Consider the following 19,439-nt stretch of genomic DNA (forward strand, 5'->3'; position numbering starts at 1 on the left):
TAAGCGTCCACTAAACAAGAACTGTATTTCCTCCTTATCGTTGAAGAAGGGATGCTCATTAATGGATCTTTACAGAAACCAAATAGGACTTGTTGAATTCGTACTAACAGAGATAAGTAGGGAATAATAGTGTATCCAAATCCCATTGACTGATATATCTGTGTGCATTAACTATATAATTGGATTAATCGATTAGTTATGTGAGTAAGTGTTTCGGCTACTTTGAGTTTAGAGGTGCTTGTATGGGAGTTATCGATAAGCTACTTACATGGGCTAAGCGTGAGCGTGACAGGAGGCACTTGGTTGCTTTCCTGGTAATCGGTGCCATAGTCTTCGTTTTCTTGTTCCCTTTAGCGATAGTTTGTGTCTCGTTGTTTCTAGACAGGATGCAGGGTATTAATCTCGGTTTTGAGCCATACAATATTGTTATCGCATTAATCTTGATACCCGTGGGCTTGTTCTTTATTGCGTGGGCTGCCTGGGCTCAATGGAGTATAGGTAGGGGGACACCTGTACCAGCAGCACCTCCCCGGAGACTAGTAGTCGAGGGACCATATGCTTATTGTAGGAACCCCATGTTACTCGGGACAATGCTCTACTACCTAGGCCTAGTCTTCCTCGTAAACTCGGTTACAGGGATAGCGATAGTGCTGCTGGTACAAGCAATCTTCATAGCCTACGTGAAGCTCATTGAGGAAAGAGAACTTGAGCTAAGATTCGGCAGCGAGTACATTGAGTATAAAAGGAGAACACCATTCCTAATACCACGTCCTAGAAAACGATAGAAAATCAGGGAATAACGAGACATAGTTTTTAAATAGAGTATGGCTTTTTCTTAAATAATCAAAATCCAGACAGGTTTTCGAGCTTGAGTCATACTATTACTCATAAGCAACAATGCATTAGGTGACACGTGTTGCTGCGGGAAAAGGACATTGCAAGCCTGATAAAGAGCATTATAGAGAAATTTAAAAGCATGGGTCTTGACTGTAGTGTATCCCTCAAAGAGTTCATGACTTACATAAATGCTCTTACCTATGAGGATGAAAAGACCAGTATAGATGATATACTCGGCAACGAATTCCTGATCCTACATGAAGTAGCCGAGATATGTTTCCTAAAAAACATGGGATACAAGATAGACGAGAAAGTGATCCTAAATGCTTACCCGAGAACCTATGAAGCACACTTAAAAGCCATGGAGATCGAGCTCAAGGAAGCACAGAAAAAAGGCTCTATTGAGTGGATAGAGAAACGATGCAAAGACCTAGAGTCATACTGGGAAGACCCAATGCTCCCCTTACACCTAAGACCATTGCTTACAAGATTAATGAAAACATTTTGTATGAGTCTAAAATAGCACTAGCAGTCTTCTCTACATGCCTTGAACCTAGTCTTTGAATTCCTTAATTGTTTATGAGAATCATTTTAGCTACACGTGATTATGTTTCTACATATCCTAGGCTGGAGTTAGTTAAATATATTGTGTTTCGTATTATTCTATTTTGTATTAGGCATATTTAGTGGTGATATATTGGCTACATCTTATTCTGGTTTGAGCCCGGCTATTGCTTGGAAGATCCTATGGTCTCCTAGTGGTTATCGGGGCTGGGATCATCGTTTTTACATTGAGTGTGCTTATGGAAGTATTAAGGGTGGCTACGATTATGTAGAAAAATATTGCTTTGGACATGAATGGTGGAATTTCTACGAGGGATTTAGTGATAAATACTACTATGGATATGCCGCACCTATTCATGTGTTGAGACCCAAAAGATTTATTGATGGTGGTGTAGTGTTCTTTGTTTCAAGGAATATCTATGACCGCTTATGGTATCTTGTCGGTGTCTATGGCAAGACAAGTATTATGGATAAGCCTTATACAGATCTATCTTTATGGGATACAGTCCCTATGGAGTATAGGAACGAGATCTCTAAGAGAACACGAGAGCAGCTTGAAACAGAAATGGCGCTTTATTTGAGGGCAGAGAAAGAGTACTCCACACAAATGCCACGACCCATGCCTCTTGATATGGAGAGGGATATCGGTGTTAGAGTGCTTGGACAAGCAGGCTTTATGTACCTCAACATTAACAAGGCTATAGATCTACTTGACAAAGCCATTGAGTTCATAGAACAGTTGAGCCACAGAGTCTTACATGGTCTCTTATGGACAGAACCAGGCAGAGCCCTTAGTAGACTTGAGAAATTAAGAAGCTACTTAATGGAGTATAAGCAGAAGCCCGTCATTAGCACTCCATTGACTCTACAACAGAGACACATAACAACTGGTAGAGAAAGAGAGGAGAATACCCGCGAGTCCATATCTATACACACAATGGGTTCAAGTGGGGAAACAATAGTTCCTGAGAGACTTGTTGAAGACACTCTAGCGAGAGATCTTAATATAATTGAAGATGGACTAGAACTTATCGGGCGTCAAATTCACCTACCAGGCGTTGGACGTGCTGATATAATAGCACGCGACAAGAACGATAGGCTCGTTGTAATCGAGGTGAAAAGCGGTATTGCAGATGATACAACATTAACACAAATACTAGCATACATGTCTGCTTTAAGGCAGAGAGAAGACAGAGAGGTAAGAGGAATAATAGTGGCTAATGGTTTTTCGAAGAAATTAGTGCATGCAGCAAAACTCATTTCAAACATAAAGCTAGTAGAAATAAGAGTGAATATCACGATAGCTAAAACTAAAGTGTATCCTTAAACACAATTTTTATTGATTCACCCCATTTTTATCTCTAGTAAGTTTCTTGTTGTCATAACGCTTATTTTGTTATTTAATATTTCATTTATCTTGTTTTTGTACATGTCTATCTTGTTAATTAGTTTCCTGTCGTCGGTTACGAGTATTAAGTTATTCTCTATTGCTGAGACGATATATGATGAATCATAATACGTTGTTTTGATCAAATTGGTATCTTCAGTACATTGGCTTGATTTTGCGAATATACTTGTTTCATCACCTTGTATATTCTATTCATTAAAGCAAGTAGCGTTAATGCCAGACAAATACTAGAAGAATCACCAAAAGAAAGCTATGATCAATACAGTAAGTAATTAGTTACGTAGTTTCTGTTAAGGCGATATACATGAAGTGTCTTCTATGCTCCGGATCACTTGCATACATCATTGATCCTTTCGCCAAGTGCATTCTCAGGTTTCTTTCTGATGAAAACTCTTTCCCGCATACAGGACACTTTGTTACTCCTATAAGTTTCATGCATTCTCTCTCAATGTGAAGGAATAACTCGTTTTCTGAATCAAATTCTTCCCCGCAAAGCCTGCATTTAAACTTAAACTTCATGGAGTTGCCCACGGTTTTCACACAGCTCTATGTTTTCTCTCATAGACTTTTAAATTATTCGAAAGAAAAACACTAGCCATATGTCGATTAGGCATTCAAGATAACAGGGTAACTAATGGTTTAGAAGAACTCGTGTCACGTAGTAATTATGATAATTATAGTGTTGACTGTATAGATTAGGTTTACCTGGTTCTGGCTAGTGTCTAAGGGTAAAATTATCTGTAGTTTTGTGATAGTCTTGAGAGTTCTTGTGCTATGCTATGTAGTTCTTCTGCTGTTTTGTTTACTCTCCTGGCTATCCCCACGAGTTTGAGTGGTGCTATGTTTGTGAATATTTCTGATAACTCTCTGTATATTGTTTCGTATACGTCTTGAGCGTTTGCTTTCACGGTTTTTTCGCCTAGCTCTATAACAAAGAACCCGTCTAGATCAGCTAGTCCTTTGGCTGTCTTGGATATTGATTTAACGACTAGTATTCGGAGGTGCGGTAGCTCTACCAAATCCATTATTTTACTGGATTCCTCGGCTACAGCAAGTCTGTCGATGTCTCGATCCCAGTTTCCACATGATACATGTATTTTGAATCTCGACATGCCGACTTGTTTTTCAGCCCATATGTCAACTTCTATTTCGGCGTTTCTCCTAGTGGCTTTCACCGCGTTCACATAGATCGAGAAGCCCATGTCTTCTAGTACTTGTGCAACCACGGTCTTCATGTCCTCATGTGATCGTATGGTTTCAACTGGTACAGGTGTTGGTGTAATGGGTAGTGGTGTTGTTGGTACGGGGATGGGGATAGGTTTTCTCTCAACAGGTGTAGGCGGGGGGATAATGTGTACGTTGGGGTAGGTTTTTCTAAGGCTTTCAACTATTTCTTTCTGCCACGGGTCCTTAATGGTGGTGTTGAGGATGTAGACGTTGTTTTTGTGTATACATATCCATAGTGCGTTGGCTAGATGCTTGTACCAGTCATGTCTGCCCAGGATGTTGATGTATTCTAGTAGGTTTGCGCCTATGCCTTCGAATACTATTACCGCTTTTTCGTCCTTGCCTACACCGGGTAGTTTCACCGCGAAGGGACATACGTAGATGTATAGTACTGTTCCTGGGCGTGTGGCTGTGTATCTGCAGCAGTAAGCGTACTCGAGGAACCCCTTGTGTTTTAGATCTATTTCATAGCCAAGGTTTTTGAAGGCATCAGCGAGACGGTTCACCATGGTGTTGTCAGCGTGTTCCTGGGCAAGCGTTTGGACGGCTTTGTAGATGTCTTTCGTGATTTCGGAGAGATTGTTTTTCTTACCTTTATGCACGATCTTGGGTATCTCTAGGTATGTAACCACGTCCTCTAGTTTGAATCCATATAGTGCGTTGAAGACTATGCTGTCTGGGTTGCAGAGAGCTGCTATCTGGAATGCTTCAGCCGTGTACTTGAGCTTGGAGTATATCTCGTCGTAACTAGGTAGTTCTTTCTCTACAGTCGAAGAGATCTCGTAGACTAGCTTCTTCGTATTAGGGATAAGCTTCATGACCGTGTAGTAGTATCTCCTGCCGGAACTATGGTTTCTCACTGCTAGTAGTGTTCGCACAAACAATTGCTCGATCTCGTCCCTACTAATATCCTCTCCAAGCATCACTGAGACAAAATCAGCGACATCATCAGAGTTAAAGTACTCGACATGCCATTTCTCAATACTCTTCCTAATCCTCAAAACACCGTATTGCAGGATCCTCCTACTAGACTCCGGTAACCCATGTATTCTCTTCACAGCCTCATCAAACACCTTGTATTCATCCAAGCACTCCCGGATAATCTTCTCGACATCCTCCTGAGAAACCGATTCTATCAACCGGATGAGCCTACCAGTTACCTCATGGTAGATTTCCTCGGCTCTAGAACTATCTAGACCCAAGAGCTCTAGTGTCCCAAGAATATTCGTGTAGTAGTGTTCTCTAGGAGATCTTGTCGCCGCATATATTGCTAAAGCGTATTCGATACCTCTACAAGCGAATTCAGATAACTCATCATGATTTATACCCATGAATACCACGCACTCTATACTATTAAGCTAGTGAATATACTCACATAAACCTTTTGTACCCCGAAATCTAACCTAACGTAACAGAGTGCTATGTAATATGTAAAAGACTTAAATTCTATTCTAGTAATAAATACAAGAAACAGAGATGATTCTTGTCTTGAATAAATTGTTTGCTACTCGTTATTAAGGTATAGGCATTGATACTGTTACCTGGTGGTTTTGTCTTGCCTAGATTATTCATGATGAGAGTTTACCTTTCCACGTCTGATCTAAAGGTCATGCCAGGTTATTACTCTCCGTTTCTCCGGGAGAAAGAGTGTGCTGGCTTGATACCCATACCTGACGAGCATATTCCACAAGATAGACTGCCAGCCCATCTTGATCCTTGTAGAGCCATTGAGCCATGTACAGGCTTGAAGTACGAGATGCTACAGCCTCTTGAATGGAGCTGGATTCTCCACAGGGATCCTCGTCTCGACCTCGGCTTCTACACAGACCCAAGATTCAACAGAGTTCGTAGCGGTGATATAGTACTCTTTGTCGCTGGCTTGGCAGAGTACCCTAGAGGATTCTGGGGCAGCAGACGCTGGTCTATAAAGGAGATAAGAAGAGTTTTCACAGACTCTGTACGCCAAGGCAAAGCAGGCATATACGTCGTGGGAGGCATAATAGTTGAGAAAGTACTAAACATAAGCAGACTAAAAGACGGGTGGAAGAAAGCATTAGAGATAGCCCCCATCCTCAAGTACTCACCCCATTACTATCACGGCAACGATTATCCCGTAGCCCTCATAGGCAAAAGCTTCATCCTCGAGCCACCGCTACCAGTATCAAAACCAGTACCAGGAAAACTAGTAGGTCCACCAACAAGACTCCTGGTAAAACTCTTGGGAGAAGAAAAAGCATATGCCTACGCCCGTAAAAATTATCGCAAAAGCAGTGGTAGAGCGGAAGTGGAGATGGAAAAAATTCTGTACGTACTAAGAATGAATGCAAAAATTTTGTTTTAATCAATGGTATGATCTAAGTTAATTCATTATTTCCCATTACATTGCTCTATGTCTTGGTTTCACCCTCTTATTGTTAATCGTCTTAACAATAGATATTGATAGGCCTCGTTCATTAATTACTGAAGATAAGGTAAAACATATTCCCATTTTGTCTGTAGAACTCGTATGCTCAATAATGTATTCGTGAATATAAACATTATGGCAACTATATAAGCTTTAAGGAGAATTACTATGAGAGTGATATGAAAACCGGAGAACATTGCCTCAACTTAGGTAAAGTAAATAAAGTAAAAAATTATTTATGATTTGTTGTAGCATTTTTATTTGCGGACCAGTTGCACGAAGATCACATATGTTCCAGGTGCTGCGGTGCTCTTAACGTAGATTGGGATTTGAAGGTACTGTAGTTCGTTAGGCTCTATGTTTACTACTATTGTTTTATTACATAATATAAGTAATGGGTTTTCATTAACATAAGGAGGCGTTGTTATATCATAAACTCGTAGTTCAATAGTGTATGTAGTGTTTGCTCTGTTAAGGATCTTTATTGTTATATTGCCATATTGCCCAGGCCATAACCAAGGAAATATTATCTCTTTAACAACTACTGGCTCGCCTAGACCTGTAGCAACGTGAATTTCTGCTAGTTGAATGCCATGAGTACTTGTCCCACGATATACATGATATACGAGTTCATAAACACCAAGAGGTGCAGCTAGATCGATCGATACTGATATATTAAGGTTCAACGATTTGTAAGGACGGACAATTCCATATACGCTCCCATATACCATAATATAGTTTTCTGTAGATTTATTATTTGTATCATCGTTTGATGATAACAGGTACCCATTGGTGAATACGTTTCCAGAATAAAATATTCCTTCAGCTTCAACACTTACGGGAAGGGTCGTAGCACCTTTGTTTCTAATCACTATAATCGCCTTATCTTTGCTGCCTGGAAACACTTTTGTCGGCATCACTATTCGCTCTACGTACAAAGGCTCTCCAATCGTTACAACCAATGCAAGATTACTGAACACGACTCCATCATTACTCTCTAAGTTGATGTGTACATTACCTTTACCACTACTAATTACATAAGATGAATCATCAAGGTCGTCAACTGTAATGCTGAATTTACTACCAACAGTAAAGCCGCCAATAATAGCTATAAAAGTAATAACTATTGTAATGTACCCAAGTGTTCTCATTTCACGCCACCCTCCCCTCGGGTAGATCTAAGTTATAAACGTTTATATTATTTTCGTTAAATCTAATGAATACATTGTTTCTTCTAGTCAATGTTGATCAGATTGAACTTTTCAACTACTAGTAGATGAAGTAAAGGTTATATTGGGAAAAATTAATAAATTAACCGTGTAGAAACAAGTTAGTAGTAAAGGTGGGTTCAATGACGTTCCTTGGGAAGTTTTCCCTACCAATTACCATGTTGGATGAGTATTTGGGAGGCCGTATTCTCTCAGTAACACTTGTTGGAAGCAGTTTATATAAAAAATACTATAATGATATTGATATAGTTGTTGTTTCCGATCTACCGGAACAACAATTAAGGAAAAGAGCGCAATTAATGTATAAGGCGCTAGAGAAAATCTTGTACCCAAACACAAGAGTGCTCATTAGCGTGAATACTTATGATAACATCCTTAAGGGAGGTAATTCTTCTTCAAGGGATTCTCCAAAACTTCACTTAATTATTTTAGCAAAGAATACAGAATTATCTGAAGCCATTAGAAAATCTTGGTTGAAGAACTATAGAACTCTCATAGGTAAAGATTTAAGTAGAGTTCTTGGTTTAGCAGAATAATCTAGCTCGGGCAATAAAATATGGCAAAAGACGCTACTATGGATATAAAAGAGATCATAGAATACAAATTTGAGCCAAAAGAGTCTGCTTCAGAGCATGTATTGGAAAGAAGCCTTAGTCCACAAAAATTAGAACATTTACTGGAAAAAATATCTAGATCTAAGCGAAGTATCCTATTGATTTATCCATCAATCATGACTACAAGTTTTGTATCACTAATAGGCCTTAGAGTACTAGCCAAAATATCTGAAATGATTAGGAACAAAAGAATAGATTATGGAATACTCTTCATACTATATACTGGTAAAAACTCTATATTGTCAACATATGGTAAACCTAGCTATGATAAAAACATTTTAAACGAAGTAGAGGAAAAATTTATCAGATTACTGAATTTTCTAGGTATAGACCTAGACAAATCTTTTTTCCTATATATTGATGAAAATTTTAGCAGGAATGTAAGCATATATGATATTCATGAAGGCATTCTTGCTGAACTAATTAATAAAACTGAGAAACAACCCGAGAAGTATAGATACCTTTACACATATTATTCAAAGCTAACCCAGTTACTACATTCATATAGGAGAGCATTCGTTACACTTATGCTAAGAGCTTGGTATACTGTTTACATACTTGAAAATCTACGAAAAATTATATCAACAGAGTACTGGTTTAGTTCTTTATTTTTTAACTACAAGTCAATACATATGTTTGTGTCTACAGTATTGTATACTGAGGCTATAAAAACCTACTTAGGTATTCTTGGAGAAAGGTACTTCGAGAACAATAATGTTTGTTGTTTTTACGTCATTAATATAAAGCCCATGACTATCCCATGGCATTTTTCTGGATTGCGACAATACCTAGAAAAATACCTAGAAAGTTCTTCCTCAAAAAACAGAAGTTCAATGAAAACTAGAGAGAAAAGTGTATCATTACGTAAAAGTAATGTCCTAAACATAGTTGTTGATCTAATAGATAAAAAAATTATTGATAAAGAGTCTATTATATTGTGTTCAGACAGAGTCAAAAACATCTATGTTACTGATCTATATGAATTACTAACTAACAGAAAAGAAGATATCGTTGAGACAGTTAATTGTTTAACCTTGTATATTGAAGCCTTAAGAAAGTATAAGGAAATTAAGAAGGATAAAGGAATTAACTACACAAAGAATATTGATACGCTAAAGAACAATTTAGCGCATATATTGAAGTATTTAAATGAACTAATAGAGTTCGCAGATAAAGTGAATATCATGTATCGGGAAGAACATTCTCTTTGTAACGAACCAATAAAACTATCGATCAAAACTAAGCAGAAAACCGTGTCAGTAAAAGAGGTATTTAAGCTTTTTGAAGACGTAAATGCACTAGTAGCCTCTGCTAAAGGTAAGGCAAAGAAGTGTTTAGATGCATTACTACTTATTTTAGAGGGTGTTCTAGAAATTTGTGATGGAAGAAGAAAGATTTACACTGTTTCTATAGAGGATCTTCCAAGTGCTTGTATTAAACTTATATCAGCTTCTAGTAATACTCGTAGAAATCTTGTAGAAAAATTTGAAAAACAGAAAATCGTGAGCAACAAGACTTTTTACAAAAAATTGGCTGATTTTTTAAATGATCTAGAAGAGATAGGTATAACCATAAGACGGGCTGAAACGCCTTATTTCAGCAATAAAATAATAATTAAATTTAGGGAAAACAATTATTCACCTGTAGACCTCCAAGTAATTTTTGATAATAGATTTAATAATCAAATAGGAAGAGATATTCTAATAAACATTACTATGCTAATGAAGAAAATGATTAAATCATAATCTTAATTATTCATCCTTACCCTATATTTAGCGTACTTAACGTACTTTAGATTTTTCACAGAGGATATTCCCAATGCTTTTAGCTCTTTTGCTGCATTCTTAAGTAAGAAACCCAAACGCCTATAATATTCAACACAAGAGGTCAATTATCTGCACCGTGTACATTTTTTACTAAGATTACGCATCACTGTTTATTAATTTTCCCTACTATAGATCTTCGAAAATTCTTGAAAAATACCGTAAATACAATGATAAAAGTAAATAAGCTGGCGCCGAAGAGGTAAACTAGTGAGACAATCTACTTTGAAAAGAGAGGGAGGCTATATTATGATTGTGAAACGAACGAACTTACTGCTCGAGTTATCGCCTACTGAATTAGAAGTTTTCGCATTGATTCTAGAAAATGGTGGAGTTGCAACACTAGAAGACCTTTCAGAAAAAGCTCCTCATATTCCCGTAGGAAGTATTAAGAGAAGCTTAGCTAAGCTTAAGAATCTTCGATTGATAGAATCAATACCAATTGTAAGGGCAACAACTATTGATAGACTCCGAATAATTCTCCCAAGCAATATTGTTAACAATTGTCCTGATCTACTGAAAAGTATAGTGGAGAAAACAAGAAAACTTAAAGAAGAAAAAATTGATCCACGAACGAGAATTTATGTCGTACGTGTTACTCCGAATGAGCTTAGGGTAATGATAGAAGAACTTCTTGCATTAGTAGAGAGAGGACTAATAAAGAATAGAGCAGAAAAAGAACAAGCAGGTAAAGTAATAGTATCTGCTATATCAAAGTTTAGCCTTTGTAAACAATAAGATTGATCTTATTACTAAAAAACACTCCGGTAAATATTATAATAACTGATTACCTTTTTAACTATTCGATTATTTTCCTTTCTCTTGTTCGGTCTAATTGGTATCTAATTGAGCATATTGCAAATATAAACTATCGAGCCTATTGAACTAGTAATAGATTATTTTTTGAGTAAAATTTATCTATAGAGTACAACAAAAATTAACTAGAACTAGGATAGGAGAGGTGTGGTATGCAGTGAAGCCTCGTCTTAAGCTAGTAGTCATTGACAGGATGACTGATGCCCAGAGAGAAATCGAAGTACCAAGTTCAATGAAGTTTAAGGAATTCAGGGATTACTTAAAAAGAATTTTTGGTAGAGACGAAGCAACATTAATCGATATTAATCCAAGTGCTGACGACGAAGTTGTCATTGGTAGCGTATTTAAGGATGGTGATGTTGTCGAGATTGATACTTACAAGACTGTTGCTTAACTACGGATTATTAAAAACGGTGGTATAATGAATACCTCTTTTTATATTAAGTATTGTGATTTAAATAATCGTAAAGTTTTTGTTAGCTACAAGTATATACTCAAGGAGCTGGAAACAAGTTATGATGTAATTAGACCATTAGATACTCCTTTATGTATAGGTACATATGCTTTCATAATATTTGTTGGTACAAAAAATAGGAGAAAACATGCTTTTATTGTTGCGGAAGATCTTTTACATTATCCGAGGAAAATCCCACGAGTATATGTTTATCCCGGATACATTCATCCATGTTTGTTTTCCAATAGAAGCCCCTTACAACAAGTTTACAGTAAATTATATAGGAATGTCCTTGAAGAGTACTTGAGGAAAAACAATCTTCCGATTGGTTATGAGTATTACGAAGTCCACTGGGACACTGAATTCTTAAGGTGTCTCGAAAGGAAAACCCTCTATATAGGTGCTCTTAAGGATCATTTGAGAGGTTTGCTAAAAACAGATAATCCCAAAGAACATGAACCTATTTTTGATCTAGTATATCCCAACTTTAGGGGGTGACTTTACAAAATGTTTGATAGAATAAAGAAAAGAAATAAAATAAACCAATCACGACAAAGTATTAAAACCATGATAAAAGTATACACATCTATTGATTTTCTTGCCAAAGTATTTACACAAACAGTCAAAGATTGTTTAAAGTGTACTAGTACAGATCACAATAATTCCATGGGCAACAACAATGAACTCCATTCATGTGAATCAGGTTTTGCAGCGAAATACGACATCTATGAAAAAGATAACACTCTAATCTACAAACTACATGAAAAAGTCTATGAAATAAAGGCAAAACCCAAGTCAAAATACTCAATACAAATACCTGCTAGAGCAGGAGAAGTTTTTGGGCATACACATCCCTGGCTAGAAGCTAAACCATCAGGCACAGATAGCAATACATTTAGAGAGATTGCTGAGAAACTGCTAGAGGCAAACACACTTGCTCTAACAAAACCTTACTTATACTCCATAGCTTCAGCGAGAATTACAAGTAATGAAAGACAATCTTTAACAATACATTTTGAGATAATGTTTTATGTGCCCATACTCAACTATGATTATCAAGTTACCGAAATAAATAATATCGTGTTGGCTAACTCTACCAAGTTATTAAACAATAATGACATATCGCTATATATTGTATCAGAAGATCCATACACTAATACGTTATATGTACATACTGTTTACAATAAAGAGGAGGCAAGCAAGCTTCCTGCATCAATAATAAAAGAAGGGATGTTAGGTATCTCCGGGAATGTTGTAAACAACAGAGAGTTATCCCCTCTTACACAATGGTTTGTTGGACTCTATGCGTCAAGAACTGGTTTAAATAATGTTTATGTGATCAATATTAAAGAAAGAAAGGCATGGCGAGTATCAATACTATCTAAAATAAATGTAGATGTTGTCGCTGTAAATTCTATTCATTTTTCTTGGATTTCAGAAGATAAGCTGAACTCTAAAGCACAACAAAGAGAGGGTAACGGAAATGCCTATGGGTAATGGTAAATACTATGGTTTTGAACTGAGACTGCTTAAACACTATCTGAATAAGAAGAAGGAGCTTCAAGGAATTAATGAGAAGAGAATAGCTATTATAGGTTGTGGATCTATTGGGTCAATTATAGCGGAAATCCTGGCAAGATTTAATCCTCGGGAACTTATTCTCATAGATTATGATATCGTTGATATAGAGAATGTAGGATATCAACCATATGGGCCTAGATATATTGGTGTACCTAAATCTAAAGCTTTGGCAGAAAAACTGCTATTAACATACCCGTTTCTTGATACAAAAATAACTGTAATTACAGAACCAATACCATCATCGGACCTAGTTATAAGTGAGAACGAGCTTACGGGTCTTCTTAATAAATTCGATGATATTATCAAAAGAAGCGATGTTCTCATAGCAGCCGTAGACAAGGTTTCCCCTAGAAGAATACTAACTATATGGAGCATAGCTTTCGGGAAACCTCTTGTAAGCCTGGGTGCGGATAGAGATGATGGATGGGTTGGCGGTTATTGCGGAAAAGGAACACCTTCTAAGCCACTATGTCCTGATTTTCTTCAAGCTAATATAGGTGGACAAGGATACGCTATAAACCCTGTTGTCACATATACTGTATCAGCAGAAGCAGCATGGTTAGCATTAAATTACGCTATAGGAACGATAAAAGAGAATGTTCTCTTATCAATATATGCTATACACGATACAATTAACATCAAGAAAATTCGGCCAAGAGAATGTAATAGCAAATACGTCAACGAGCTTACACGAATACGCTTCAGTAACCTCCATGAGCTTAATCGTTGGATTATTAAAAATGAGTTATGGTGATTATTATGGCCAAAGTTGTTTACCTATATTCTTTATTAGAAAGACTAAAAGAACGGGCCTTTGAGGCTTATCCCAAGGAAATCGCCATGTATATCTACGGTAAAGAAGATTGGAGCTCTCATGGAGAATTACAGCTTCTCATAACAGATATCGAGATCGTGAAAAACTATGCAACTACAAATTCATACTTACTCCCCCGAATAGAGCTGGCAAAATTAAAAACTTGTATAGGGATGCTACACACCCATCCATATACACCGTCTATGAAAAAATCTGGAGCATTGAATCCACAAACAATAACAGTTACATTACATAGGATTGCTTATCCCTCTCATCAAGACAAAATCTTTTTTGCTAATTTACTTGACAAACTTAACAGGGAATACATGCTATTAGGTATTTTTTCCTGCTTCAAGATAAACACTATTAAAGAGAGTAGTCTAAGATTTTACATCATAACAAAGAACAATACATTAATGGAGGCAGAGCAGGCAATTATTATCTAATCAAGAATAAAGCAAATTTATGTTCAGTAATTCCTCTAAAAACTCCATACTTTGTGCAGTAACAATTACTTGATTGCTTTTGGTAAGGAGGTGAGCTAGGTAATAAATAATCAAGATCCTCGCTTCCTAGGTCATAGGTCGATCTAGTACTTCATTAAGTTATATTTATTATTTACCTTTACTGATTAAACCATATAATGTGAGTAACCATAAGTTTTTGTTCTTTTGTTCAGTACCTCGAAACATAGTTATAGTTACTATCGCCGTGGCAATTGTGAATATAAACTCCGGGACTTCAAGGAAGACCTACCAGTATATACATGTCACCATGAGGATCATAAGGCTTAATAACACCGTGGCAAACTTGGTACGTATGCTCCTACTCAACCACCTCTGTAGAAACATTAAAACAATAGGTTTTCGTCCAAAACAAGCTACTCTCAGAGATAACAAACAATACAATATAGTAGCGTACAGAACATTTACCATTGCTTTCCGCACAACTAGAAAAGAGAGTACTGTAAACATTCTCTTGTATTCCCGACCTTATACTAAAACAATGTTGATTTCTTCACAGAAACATTGTGCAGACACTATTGCTCGAGTATATTAGTCAAAGTGATCTCATCACTATCATTGTCTAGATAAACGTAGTTGCCGGAGAGCTAGTGTGATACTGAGGGATTAATAAATGAAGTAATGAAGTTTATCAAGACAATTAATAAAAAGCCGATCCAAATAATTGAAAACTATCTTGTTGCCAATAGGATCGCAGCATCAGACCTGATTCTCTTCTATAGTAGCTTTGTTTAGCATCTTTGCACATGGCATGTTAGTCTAGTTAGATGTCTTGACACCAATTCTAGCGACACCAACACTCATTGCTGTCTCTTTCGGATGCCTGGCACTGGCTTGTGTATCGTGTGAATTCTCCTGCACCATATGCGTCTATGTTTATCTTGTGCCCGTTGACTACTATTACTCCAGTCCAGTGGATGAATGCTCTACCCCATACTGCTGCTCCTTCGTTATTCCACCATACGCCCTGAGACACAACCCATTTTTCGGGCCAGTAGCCGATTACTTCCCCTGTTAGATTGAAGTACCCGTTGCTGAGGGTTCCGTAGAGCCTGAATATCCTGGGCTGTGGGTTGCCGTCGTCTTGGAGGGTGAAGTTTGTTGTATCAAGGACTAGTCTTTGGTCTAGCAGGTTTATCCTGACTTGGTGTTCTAAATGGAACCCGGGATCCCATGGCGAGGGGTTTTCGGATGATGCAATCATTATGTTTATTCCAGGCTGGTAGATCACCATGCAGGAGAAGGCTAGAGGGGATCCAAGGTTTTTCTCTGATGCAGCCTGGTGGGCACGGTGTGAAGCTCTATCGAATACAAACACGCCGTGATAAACTCTCTCCTTACCCCCGATATACACTCTAGCCTCCATGATCCCTATGTCCCAGAACCCAGCCCAGAGATCGACTCCCCGGGCTTTAGCGTAGACCCCGTGTGGTAAATACGTTTCATTCCATATGCCGAGCCACATTGGTGCACCTATTGCCTGGGCTCGTATCTCGAGTAGAGTCTTGTCCTCCACTACATCAACTATTTCGTGGATCCATGTTCTATTATGTGGTATGTACATCAAGTACTCTAGGTATCTTCCAGACAAATCGTATTCATAGACAGTAGGGTATCCATAGCGTCCGCTACCATCGTCATAGTATAGTGGGCCAACGAACCTCATGTCATCAGGCTCGATCCATTCACCATCAACATAGATCTTTGGGACAAAGCCACCCAACGGAACCTCTCGTGGAATCAAAGGAAGTCTTCCCTGGTACATGAATACTGGCTGGTTATTCTCGTCAAAACCTATGGCAATTATTATGAAGCAGCTTAGCTTCCATGATCTATCGTTCCTCGGGTAGACAAGATAGCCTCGTTGAGACAACACAAAAACAGTACCCAGCGGTACGAAGTCCCATTTCCCTGGTATCTTCTTTATGTAGAGAGTGTTATCAGCAACACTATAGTTTATCGATGGGAGCACTGGTAGAAGCACAACATTCTCTAGCTCGTCTCGTGCTTTATGGAACAACTCTATGGCTGTTTCTTTATCACCATTAGCATAGTGGTATCTAGCTGAAAGCAGGAGGTATTCAACGTAATAGACATCATATCCTTTTCTCTCAAGCTCGGCAACCTCTCTTAAAAAACTCGCCACTTCTTTAAGCGATGGGCTTCCGCCTCCCATTCTTTCAACAATAAGTTTATCATATACAATATAGCCTATTGAGAGAACAAGTGCGATAATGAGAATTATTGACAATATTTTCCAGCCATTATTACCTAGAGACAAAACATAATCACCTTTAGAAACATGGTCTCATAGTATCTAGTCTGTGTTCATTCCTATTAAGAACCAACATGGAACAATGTAGGCTGGTACAGTGGAACAACTGGAACAATGTGTATGTAATGCCTATACAATTTACGTAGTCAAATAAGCGTATAGTCTTCACTTGATACTAAGCACTATAATCTTCTAGAAACACCATCACATTATACACAACAACCTTGTAAAGACGTTGTATAGAAAAACCACCATGTAATAGGTGAGATGCCAGAAAAAACTATAGGCGAATACTTGGTGTTGGAATGAAGAAAAAGGTTTTGTTACCCCTTTTTTAGTTTCATGATGTAGTATGCTTGTACTGCGATTACTGCTGCGAAGGCTCCTACCATCATGTATAGTATGGCGTTGTCTTGACCTCCGGAGACTTCTTGTGTAACCGTGTTTGTTATGGTTTCTGTTACTGTTGTCTCCTCGGTTACTGTTGTCGTGTCTCTGATTGTTGCTGTCTCTGTCTTTGTTTCCGTCGTGGTTTCTGTTACCGTGCTTGTTTTCGTGGTAGTTACTGTTTTTGTCACTGTCTCTGTCGGGGGCTCTTGTACAGGAGTTTCTTTTAGCTGGTATACTGAGAGTGAGTATAGACTATGGGTTAGTATTGACATGTAGTAGCCTGATGGACTGTATGATAGTTTCTTTACAAACCAGTTTATCTTCACGGGCTCCATGTAGTAATTACCGCTGCTTGTGTTCAGGAAGAGAAGTTTGTTGTTTAGTGCTAGAATCAGTGTCTCGTTGTCGTTACTCCACGTCATACCTCCCATGTACACGTAGTCGTCTATGCTTAGCTCCAGTAGCGTGTTACCTGTGTTGATGTCTACGATGTAGATGTCTAGTCCGGGTTTCCTAAGCCCTTGTTCAATAGTATACTTGACTACCGCCAGGGTCTTGCCATTGCCTGCTAGTCTTGCATCTAGTTTTTGGCTATAGTTCTCTGAGAATCCATTGTAGTCGTATAGCTGTGTTACCTCCCCGGTCTCGATATTGTATTCATAGACACGGTCTCTAGTAGGGAGACTTATATCGCCAATGACCTCAGGTGTTGTTCCTCTGACTACTGTCCCGTTTAGAACGACTATGTTCAGCATCCCCGGTGAATGATCTATTCTATAGACTTCATATCCTCCGGCATAGTCGAAGACAACTATATGTGTATAGACCATCCAAAAGAAATCGTCTACATAACTATACTCAACCACTAGTTTTCCGTCAGTTAGGCATACCCAGTTCAAGTAATTGATGTAATCAGGTAATTCAAATACTTTGTAGTCTTTGAGAAAACCATTCTCAAGATCATGCTCCATAACATATAGTTCGTCACCAGCATAGCTAATCAAATACAACGTATCATCTCTAACTATCACTTTTCCAGGAGCGTGTGATGACTCATATGTCGATATAATACTCCCATTCACATCATATATTACCGCATATGCATTCTTTCCAGCGTCATAGCCATACGCTATAAGGTGCTTGTCGTCAAGCCAGTAAGTATCATAAAGACTTGTAGTAAGATCCCCGGATCTGTAGACTAGTACCATGCTATCTACACGATATACATAGATTCCATTACCAGGTGATAGCACAGCATAATATTTTTCGCTTGGCGACAAACCTATACTGTGTATACCGTTTGCTGAATGACCTACCATTTTTTCAATATAAAGTGTAGCTATGTCTATAACATATATCTTATTAGAAGTTACAAGCAGTATCTTGTGGTCTACACTATCAACAACTATGTCAGCATAAGTAATATACCATAGTGTTCTTCTATCAAGTTCGTTGCCTGTGGAAATAGATCTCTTAACTAATGTCCCGTTATCATAATAGGTTATCAAAACATCTAGATTAGGGTCGATATCGTTTTTCCCTGGATCATCTAGTTTGACTTCCCTGGTTATACCTGTGTCTATACTATATACACGTATGTAGTAGTTTTGGTTATAGTAATCTCTGTACTTGACATAACCGCTTCTTAGAGTATGACGGATACCAGAAGTCTCCTTAACTACATCTGTAGTGCCGCTGAATGGATTAACTATTATTATATGCGTGTAATTAGCTAGTACGACTCTATTGCTGTATACACCAAGTAAATCCATGAACCCATAGACTCCTTTCTTGAGCCATAAAAGCTTCTCTTGGGGCAAACTGTACAATCCTCCATCACCATTACTGTTGATCAGAAAGATCTTGTCGCCGCCGACCAGGATCCCCTGTACAAAACTAGTGGCTAGTTCACCAACATAGATAGTCTTGGTTTCTCCTGATGAGACATTGATAAGACTTATGAATCCATATCCTTCGCTATACATGAGAAGCTCGTCGCTGATCCATGAGAGGCTCCAGGTGTCTGTACCATAAGTCCTTGAGAACATCATCCTAGGTACACTATCGTTATCCTCAGCTGCAACACTTATACTAGGTACCATTACTGCTAGTAAGAGGACAAGAGCTAAGATCATGTATTTAGACAATTCTAACACCTTTACATCAAGTATTTGGTATAAACACATATATAAGTTTATCTAGACAGCATAAACTATATTCTTTAAACATAAATAAATTAATTCCACCAAAAATATTAGCTAGGAATGTAAAATAATTATATGCGTATGTTAAAACAAGCAGACATACGATAAAGCATAATATCCTAGCGAAAACACTAAGTACAACATAACTGTGTTATTATTTAGCTATCTTCTTCTACAATTGCTTACAGAGCTCTGGTAAAGTTAGTGTGTTTTCCACAGAAAAGAAGCCCATCAACTATATATTGGAATTCAATGATAGTTCTTGATGTTCCCCG

Annotated in this window: 18 protein-coding genes; 12 read left to right on the top strand and 6 right to left on the bottom strand. The window is 37.9% G+C overall.

Annotated features, from left to right (window positions below):
* Positions 1–242: 242 nt before the first annotated feature.
* The 3 genes from J4526_07410 to J4526_07420 all read left to right on the top strand — a co-directional run bounded on the left by J4526_07410 (position 243) and on the right by J4526_07420 (position 2,728).
* The gene (locus J4526_07410) at positions 243–785 is read left to right on the top strand and encodes an isoprenylcysteine carboxylmethyltransferase family protein (GenBank protein ID WFO74890.1); all 543 of its coding nucleotides are present in this window, start codon (positions 243–245) and stop codon (positions 783–785) included.
* A 131-nt stretch (positions 786–916) separates the two neighbouring features.
* Complete coding sequence (locus J4526_07415) at positions 917–1,360, top strand: hypothetical protein (GenBank protein ID WFO74891.1); 444 nt, start codon at positions 917–919, stop codon at positions 1,358–1,360.
* A 174-nt stretch (positions 1,361–1,534) separates the two neighbouring features.
* Entirely contained in the window at positions 1,535–2,728 is a 1,194-nt protein-coding gene (locus J4526_07420; GenBank protein WFO74892.1) for a DUF91 domain-containing protein, read from the top strand.
* A 17-nt stretch (positions 2,729–2,745) separates the two neighbouring features.
* Here the strand turns inward: J4526_07420 and J4526_07425 are convergent, their stop codons facing one another.
* The 3 genes from J4526_07425 to J4526_07435 form a co-directional block, all read right to left on the bottom strand.
* Positions 2,746–2,934, bottom strand: a complete 189-nt coding sequence (locus J4526_07425) for a hypothetical protein (GenBank protein ID WFO74893.1) — start codon at positions 2,932–2,934, stop codon at positions 2,746–2,748.
* Between the two features lie 151 nt (positions 2,935–3,085).
* Positions 3,086–3,328 carry a C2H2-type zinc finger protein gene (locus J4526_07430; protein ID WFO74894.1) on the bottom strand — a complete coding sequence of 81 codons (243 nt, stop codon included), beginning with the start codon at positions 3,326–3,328 and terminating at the stop codon, positions 3,086–3,088.
* A 215-nt stretch (positions 3,329–3,543) separates the two neighbouring features.
* Positions 3,544–5,367: a hypothetical protein gene (locus tag J4526_07435; GenBank protein WFO74895.1), complete on the bottom strand. Its 1,824-nt coding sequence runs from the start codon at positions 5,365–5,367 to the stop codon at positions 3,544–3,546.
* A 224-nt stretch (positions 5,368–5,591) separates the two neighbouring features.
* Here J4526_07435 and J4526_07440 point away from each other — a divergent pair, with 224 nt between their 5' ends.
* Positions 5,592–6,377, top strand: coding sequence for a hypothetical protein (locus tag J4526_07440; GenBank protein ID WFO74896.1), 786 nt, complete (start codon positions 5,592–5,594; stop codon positions 6,375–6,377).
* 320 nt (positions 6,378–6,697) lie between these two features.
* Here J4526_07440 and J4526_07445 read toward each other — a convergent pair whose 3' ends face one another.
* Positions 6,698–7,591, bottom strand: coding sequence for a hypothetical protein (locus tag J4526_07445; GenBank protein ID WFO74897.1), 894 nt, complete (start codon positions 7,589–7,591; stop codon positions 6,698–6,700).
* A gap of 200 nt (positions 7,592–7,791) precedes the next feature.
* Between J4526_07445 and J4526_07450 the strand changes: the two genes are divergently transcribed.
* The 8 genes from J4526_07450 to J4526_07485 all read left to right on the top strand — a co-directional run bounded on the left by J4526_07450 (position 7,792) and on the right by J4526_07485 (position 14,217).
* Positions 7,792–8,205 carry a hypothetical protein gene (locus J4526_07450; GenBank protein ID WFO74898.1) on the top strand — a complete coding sequence of 138 codons (414 nt, stop codon included), beginning with the start codon at positions 7,792–7,794 and terminating at the stop codon, positions 8,203–8,205.
* A 20-nt stretch (positions 8,206–8,225) separates the two neighbouring features.
* Entirely contained in the window at positions 8,226–10,028 is a 1,803-nt protein-coding gene (locus tag J4526_07455) for a hypothetical protein (protein ID WFO74899.1), read from the top strand.
* 327 nt (positions 10,029–10,355) lie between these two features.
* Positions 10,356–10,844, top strand: a complete 489-nt coding sequence (locus J4526_07460) for a hypothetical protein (protein ID WFO74900.1) — start codon at positions 10,356–10,358, stop codon at positions 10,842–10,844.
* Between the two features lie 235 nt (positions 10,845–11,079).
* Positions 11,080–11,316, top strand: coding sequence for a hypothetical protein (locus tag J4526_07465; GenBank protein ID WFO74901.1), 237 nt, complete (start codon positions 11,080–11,082; stop codon positions 11,314–11,316).
* 27 nt (positions 11,317–11,343) lie between these two features.
* Positions 11,344–11,874, top strand: coding sequence for a hypothetical protein (locus tag J4526_07470; protein ID WFO74902.1), 531 nt, complete (start codon positions 11,344–11,346; stop codon positions 11,872–11,874).
* A 9-nt stretch (positions 11,875–11,883) separates the two neighbouring features.
* Positions 11,884–12,873, top strand: coding sequence for a hypothetical protein (locus tag J4526_07475; protein ID WFO74903.1), 990 nt, complete (start codon positions 11,884–11,886; stop codon positions 12,871–12,873).
* A complete protein-coding gene (locus tag J4526_07480; protein WFO74904.1) occupies positions 12,860–13,711 on the top strand; it encodes a ThiF family adenylyltransferase in 852 nt (283 codons plus the stop codon). Before J4526_07475 ends, J4526_07480 begins: the two co-directional genes overlap by 14 nt.
* Before the next feature lie 5 nt (positions 13,712–13,716).
* Positions 13,717–14,217, top strand: a complete 501-nt coding sequence (locus J4526_07485; protein ID WFO74905.1) for a hypothetical protein — start codon at positions 13,717–13,719, stop codon at positions 14,215–14,217.
* 862 nt (positions 14,218–15,079) lie between these two features.
* Here J4526_07485 and J4526_07490 read toward each other — a convergent pair.
* Positions 15,080–16,576: a hypothetical protein gene (locus tag J4526_07490; GenBank protein ID WFO74906.1), complete on the bottom strand. Its 1,497-nt coding sequence runs from the start codon at positions 16,574–16,576 to the stop codon at positions 15,080–15,082.
* Positions 16,577–16,893: 317 nt separating this feature from the next.
* On the bottom strand, positions 16,894–19,107 hold the full coding sequence (locus tag J4526_07495) for a WD40 repeat domain-containing protein (GenBank protein ID WFO74907.1): 2,214 nt from the start codon (positions 19,105–19,107) through the stop codon (positions 16,894–16,896).
* Positions 19,108–19,439 lie beyond the last annotated feature (332 nt).

The sequence above is a fragment of the Desulfurococcaceae archaeon MEX13E-LK6-19 genome (assembly GCA_029637525.1).
GTDB lineage: Archaea > Thermoproteota > Thermoprotei_A > Sulfolobales > Desulfurococcaceae > MEX13ELK6-19.

Excerpts from the sequence above, each read along its gene's own strand:
- J4526_07410 (WFO74890.1), top strand. The coding sequence starts at position 243 with ATGGGAGTTATCGATAAGCTACTTACATGGGCTAAGCGTGAGCGTGAC.
- J4526_07430 (WFO74894.1), bottom strand. The coding sequence starts at position 3,328 with ATGAAGTTTAAGTTTAAATGCAGGCTTTGCGGGGAAGAATTTGATTCA.
- J4526_07435 (WFO74895.1), bottom strand. The coding sequence starts at position 5,367 with ATGGGTATAAATCATGATGAGTTATCTGAATTCGCTTGTAGAGGTATC.
- J4526_07445 (WFO74897.1), bottom strand. The coding sequence starts at position 7,591 with ATGAGAACACTTGGGTACATTACAATAGTTATTACTTTTATAGCTATT.
- J4526_07450 (WFO74898.1), top strand. The coding sequence starts at position 7,792 with ATGACGTTCCTTGGGAAGTTTTCCCTACCAATTACCATGTTGGATGAG.
- J4526_07455 (WFO74899.1), top strand. The coding sequence starts at position 8,226 with ATGGCAAAAGACGCTACTATGGATATAAAAGAGATCATAGAATACAAA.
- J4526_07460 (WFO74900.1), top strand. The coding sequence starts at position 10,356 with ATGATTGTGAAACGAACGAACTTACTGCTCGAGTTATCGCCTACTGAA.
- J4526_07470 (WFO74902.1), top strand. The coding sequence starts at position 11,344 with ATGAATACCTCTTTTTATATTAAGTATTGTGATTTAAATAATCGTAAA.
- J4526_07475 (WFO74903.1), top strand. The coding sequence starts at position 11,884 with ATGTTTGATAGAATAAAGAAAAGAAATAAAATAAACCAATCACGACAA.
- J4526_07480 (WFO74904.1), top strand. The coding sequence starts at position 12,860 with ATGCCTATGGGTAATGGTAAATACTATGGTTTTGAACTGAGACTGCTT.
- J4526_07485 (WFO74905.1), top strand. The coding sequence starts at position 13,717 with ATGGCCAAAGTTGTTTACCTATATTCTTTATTAGAAAGACTAAAAGAA.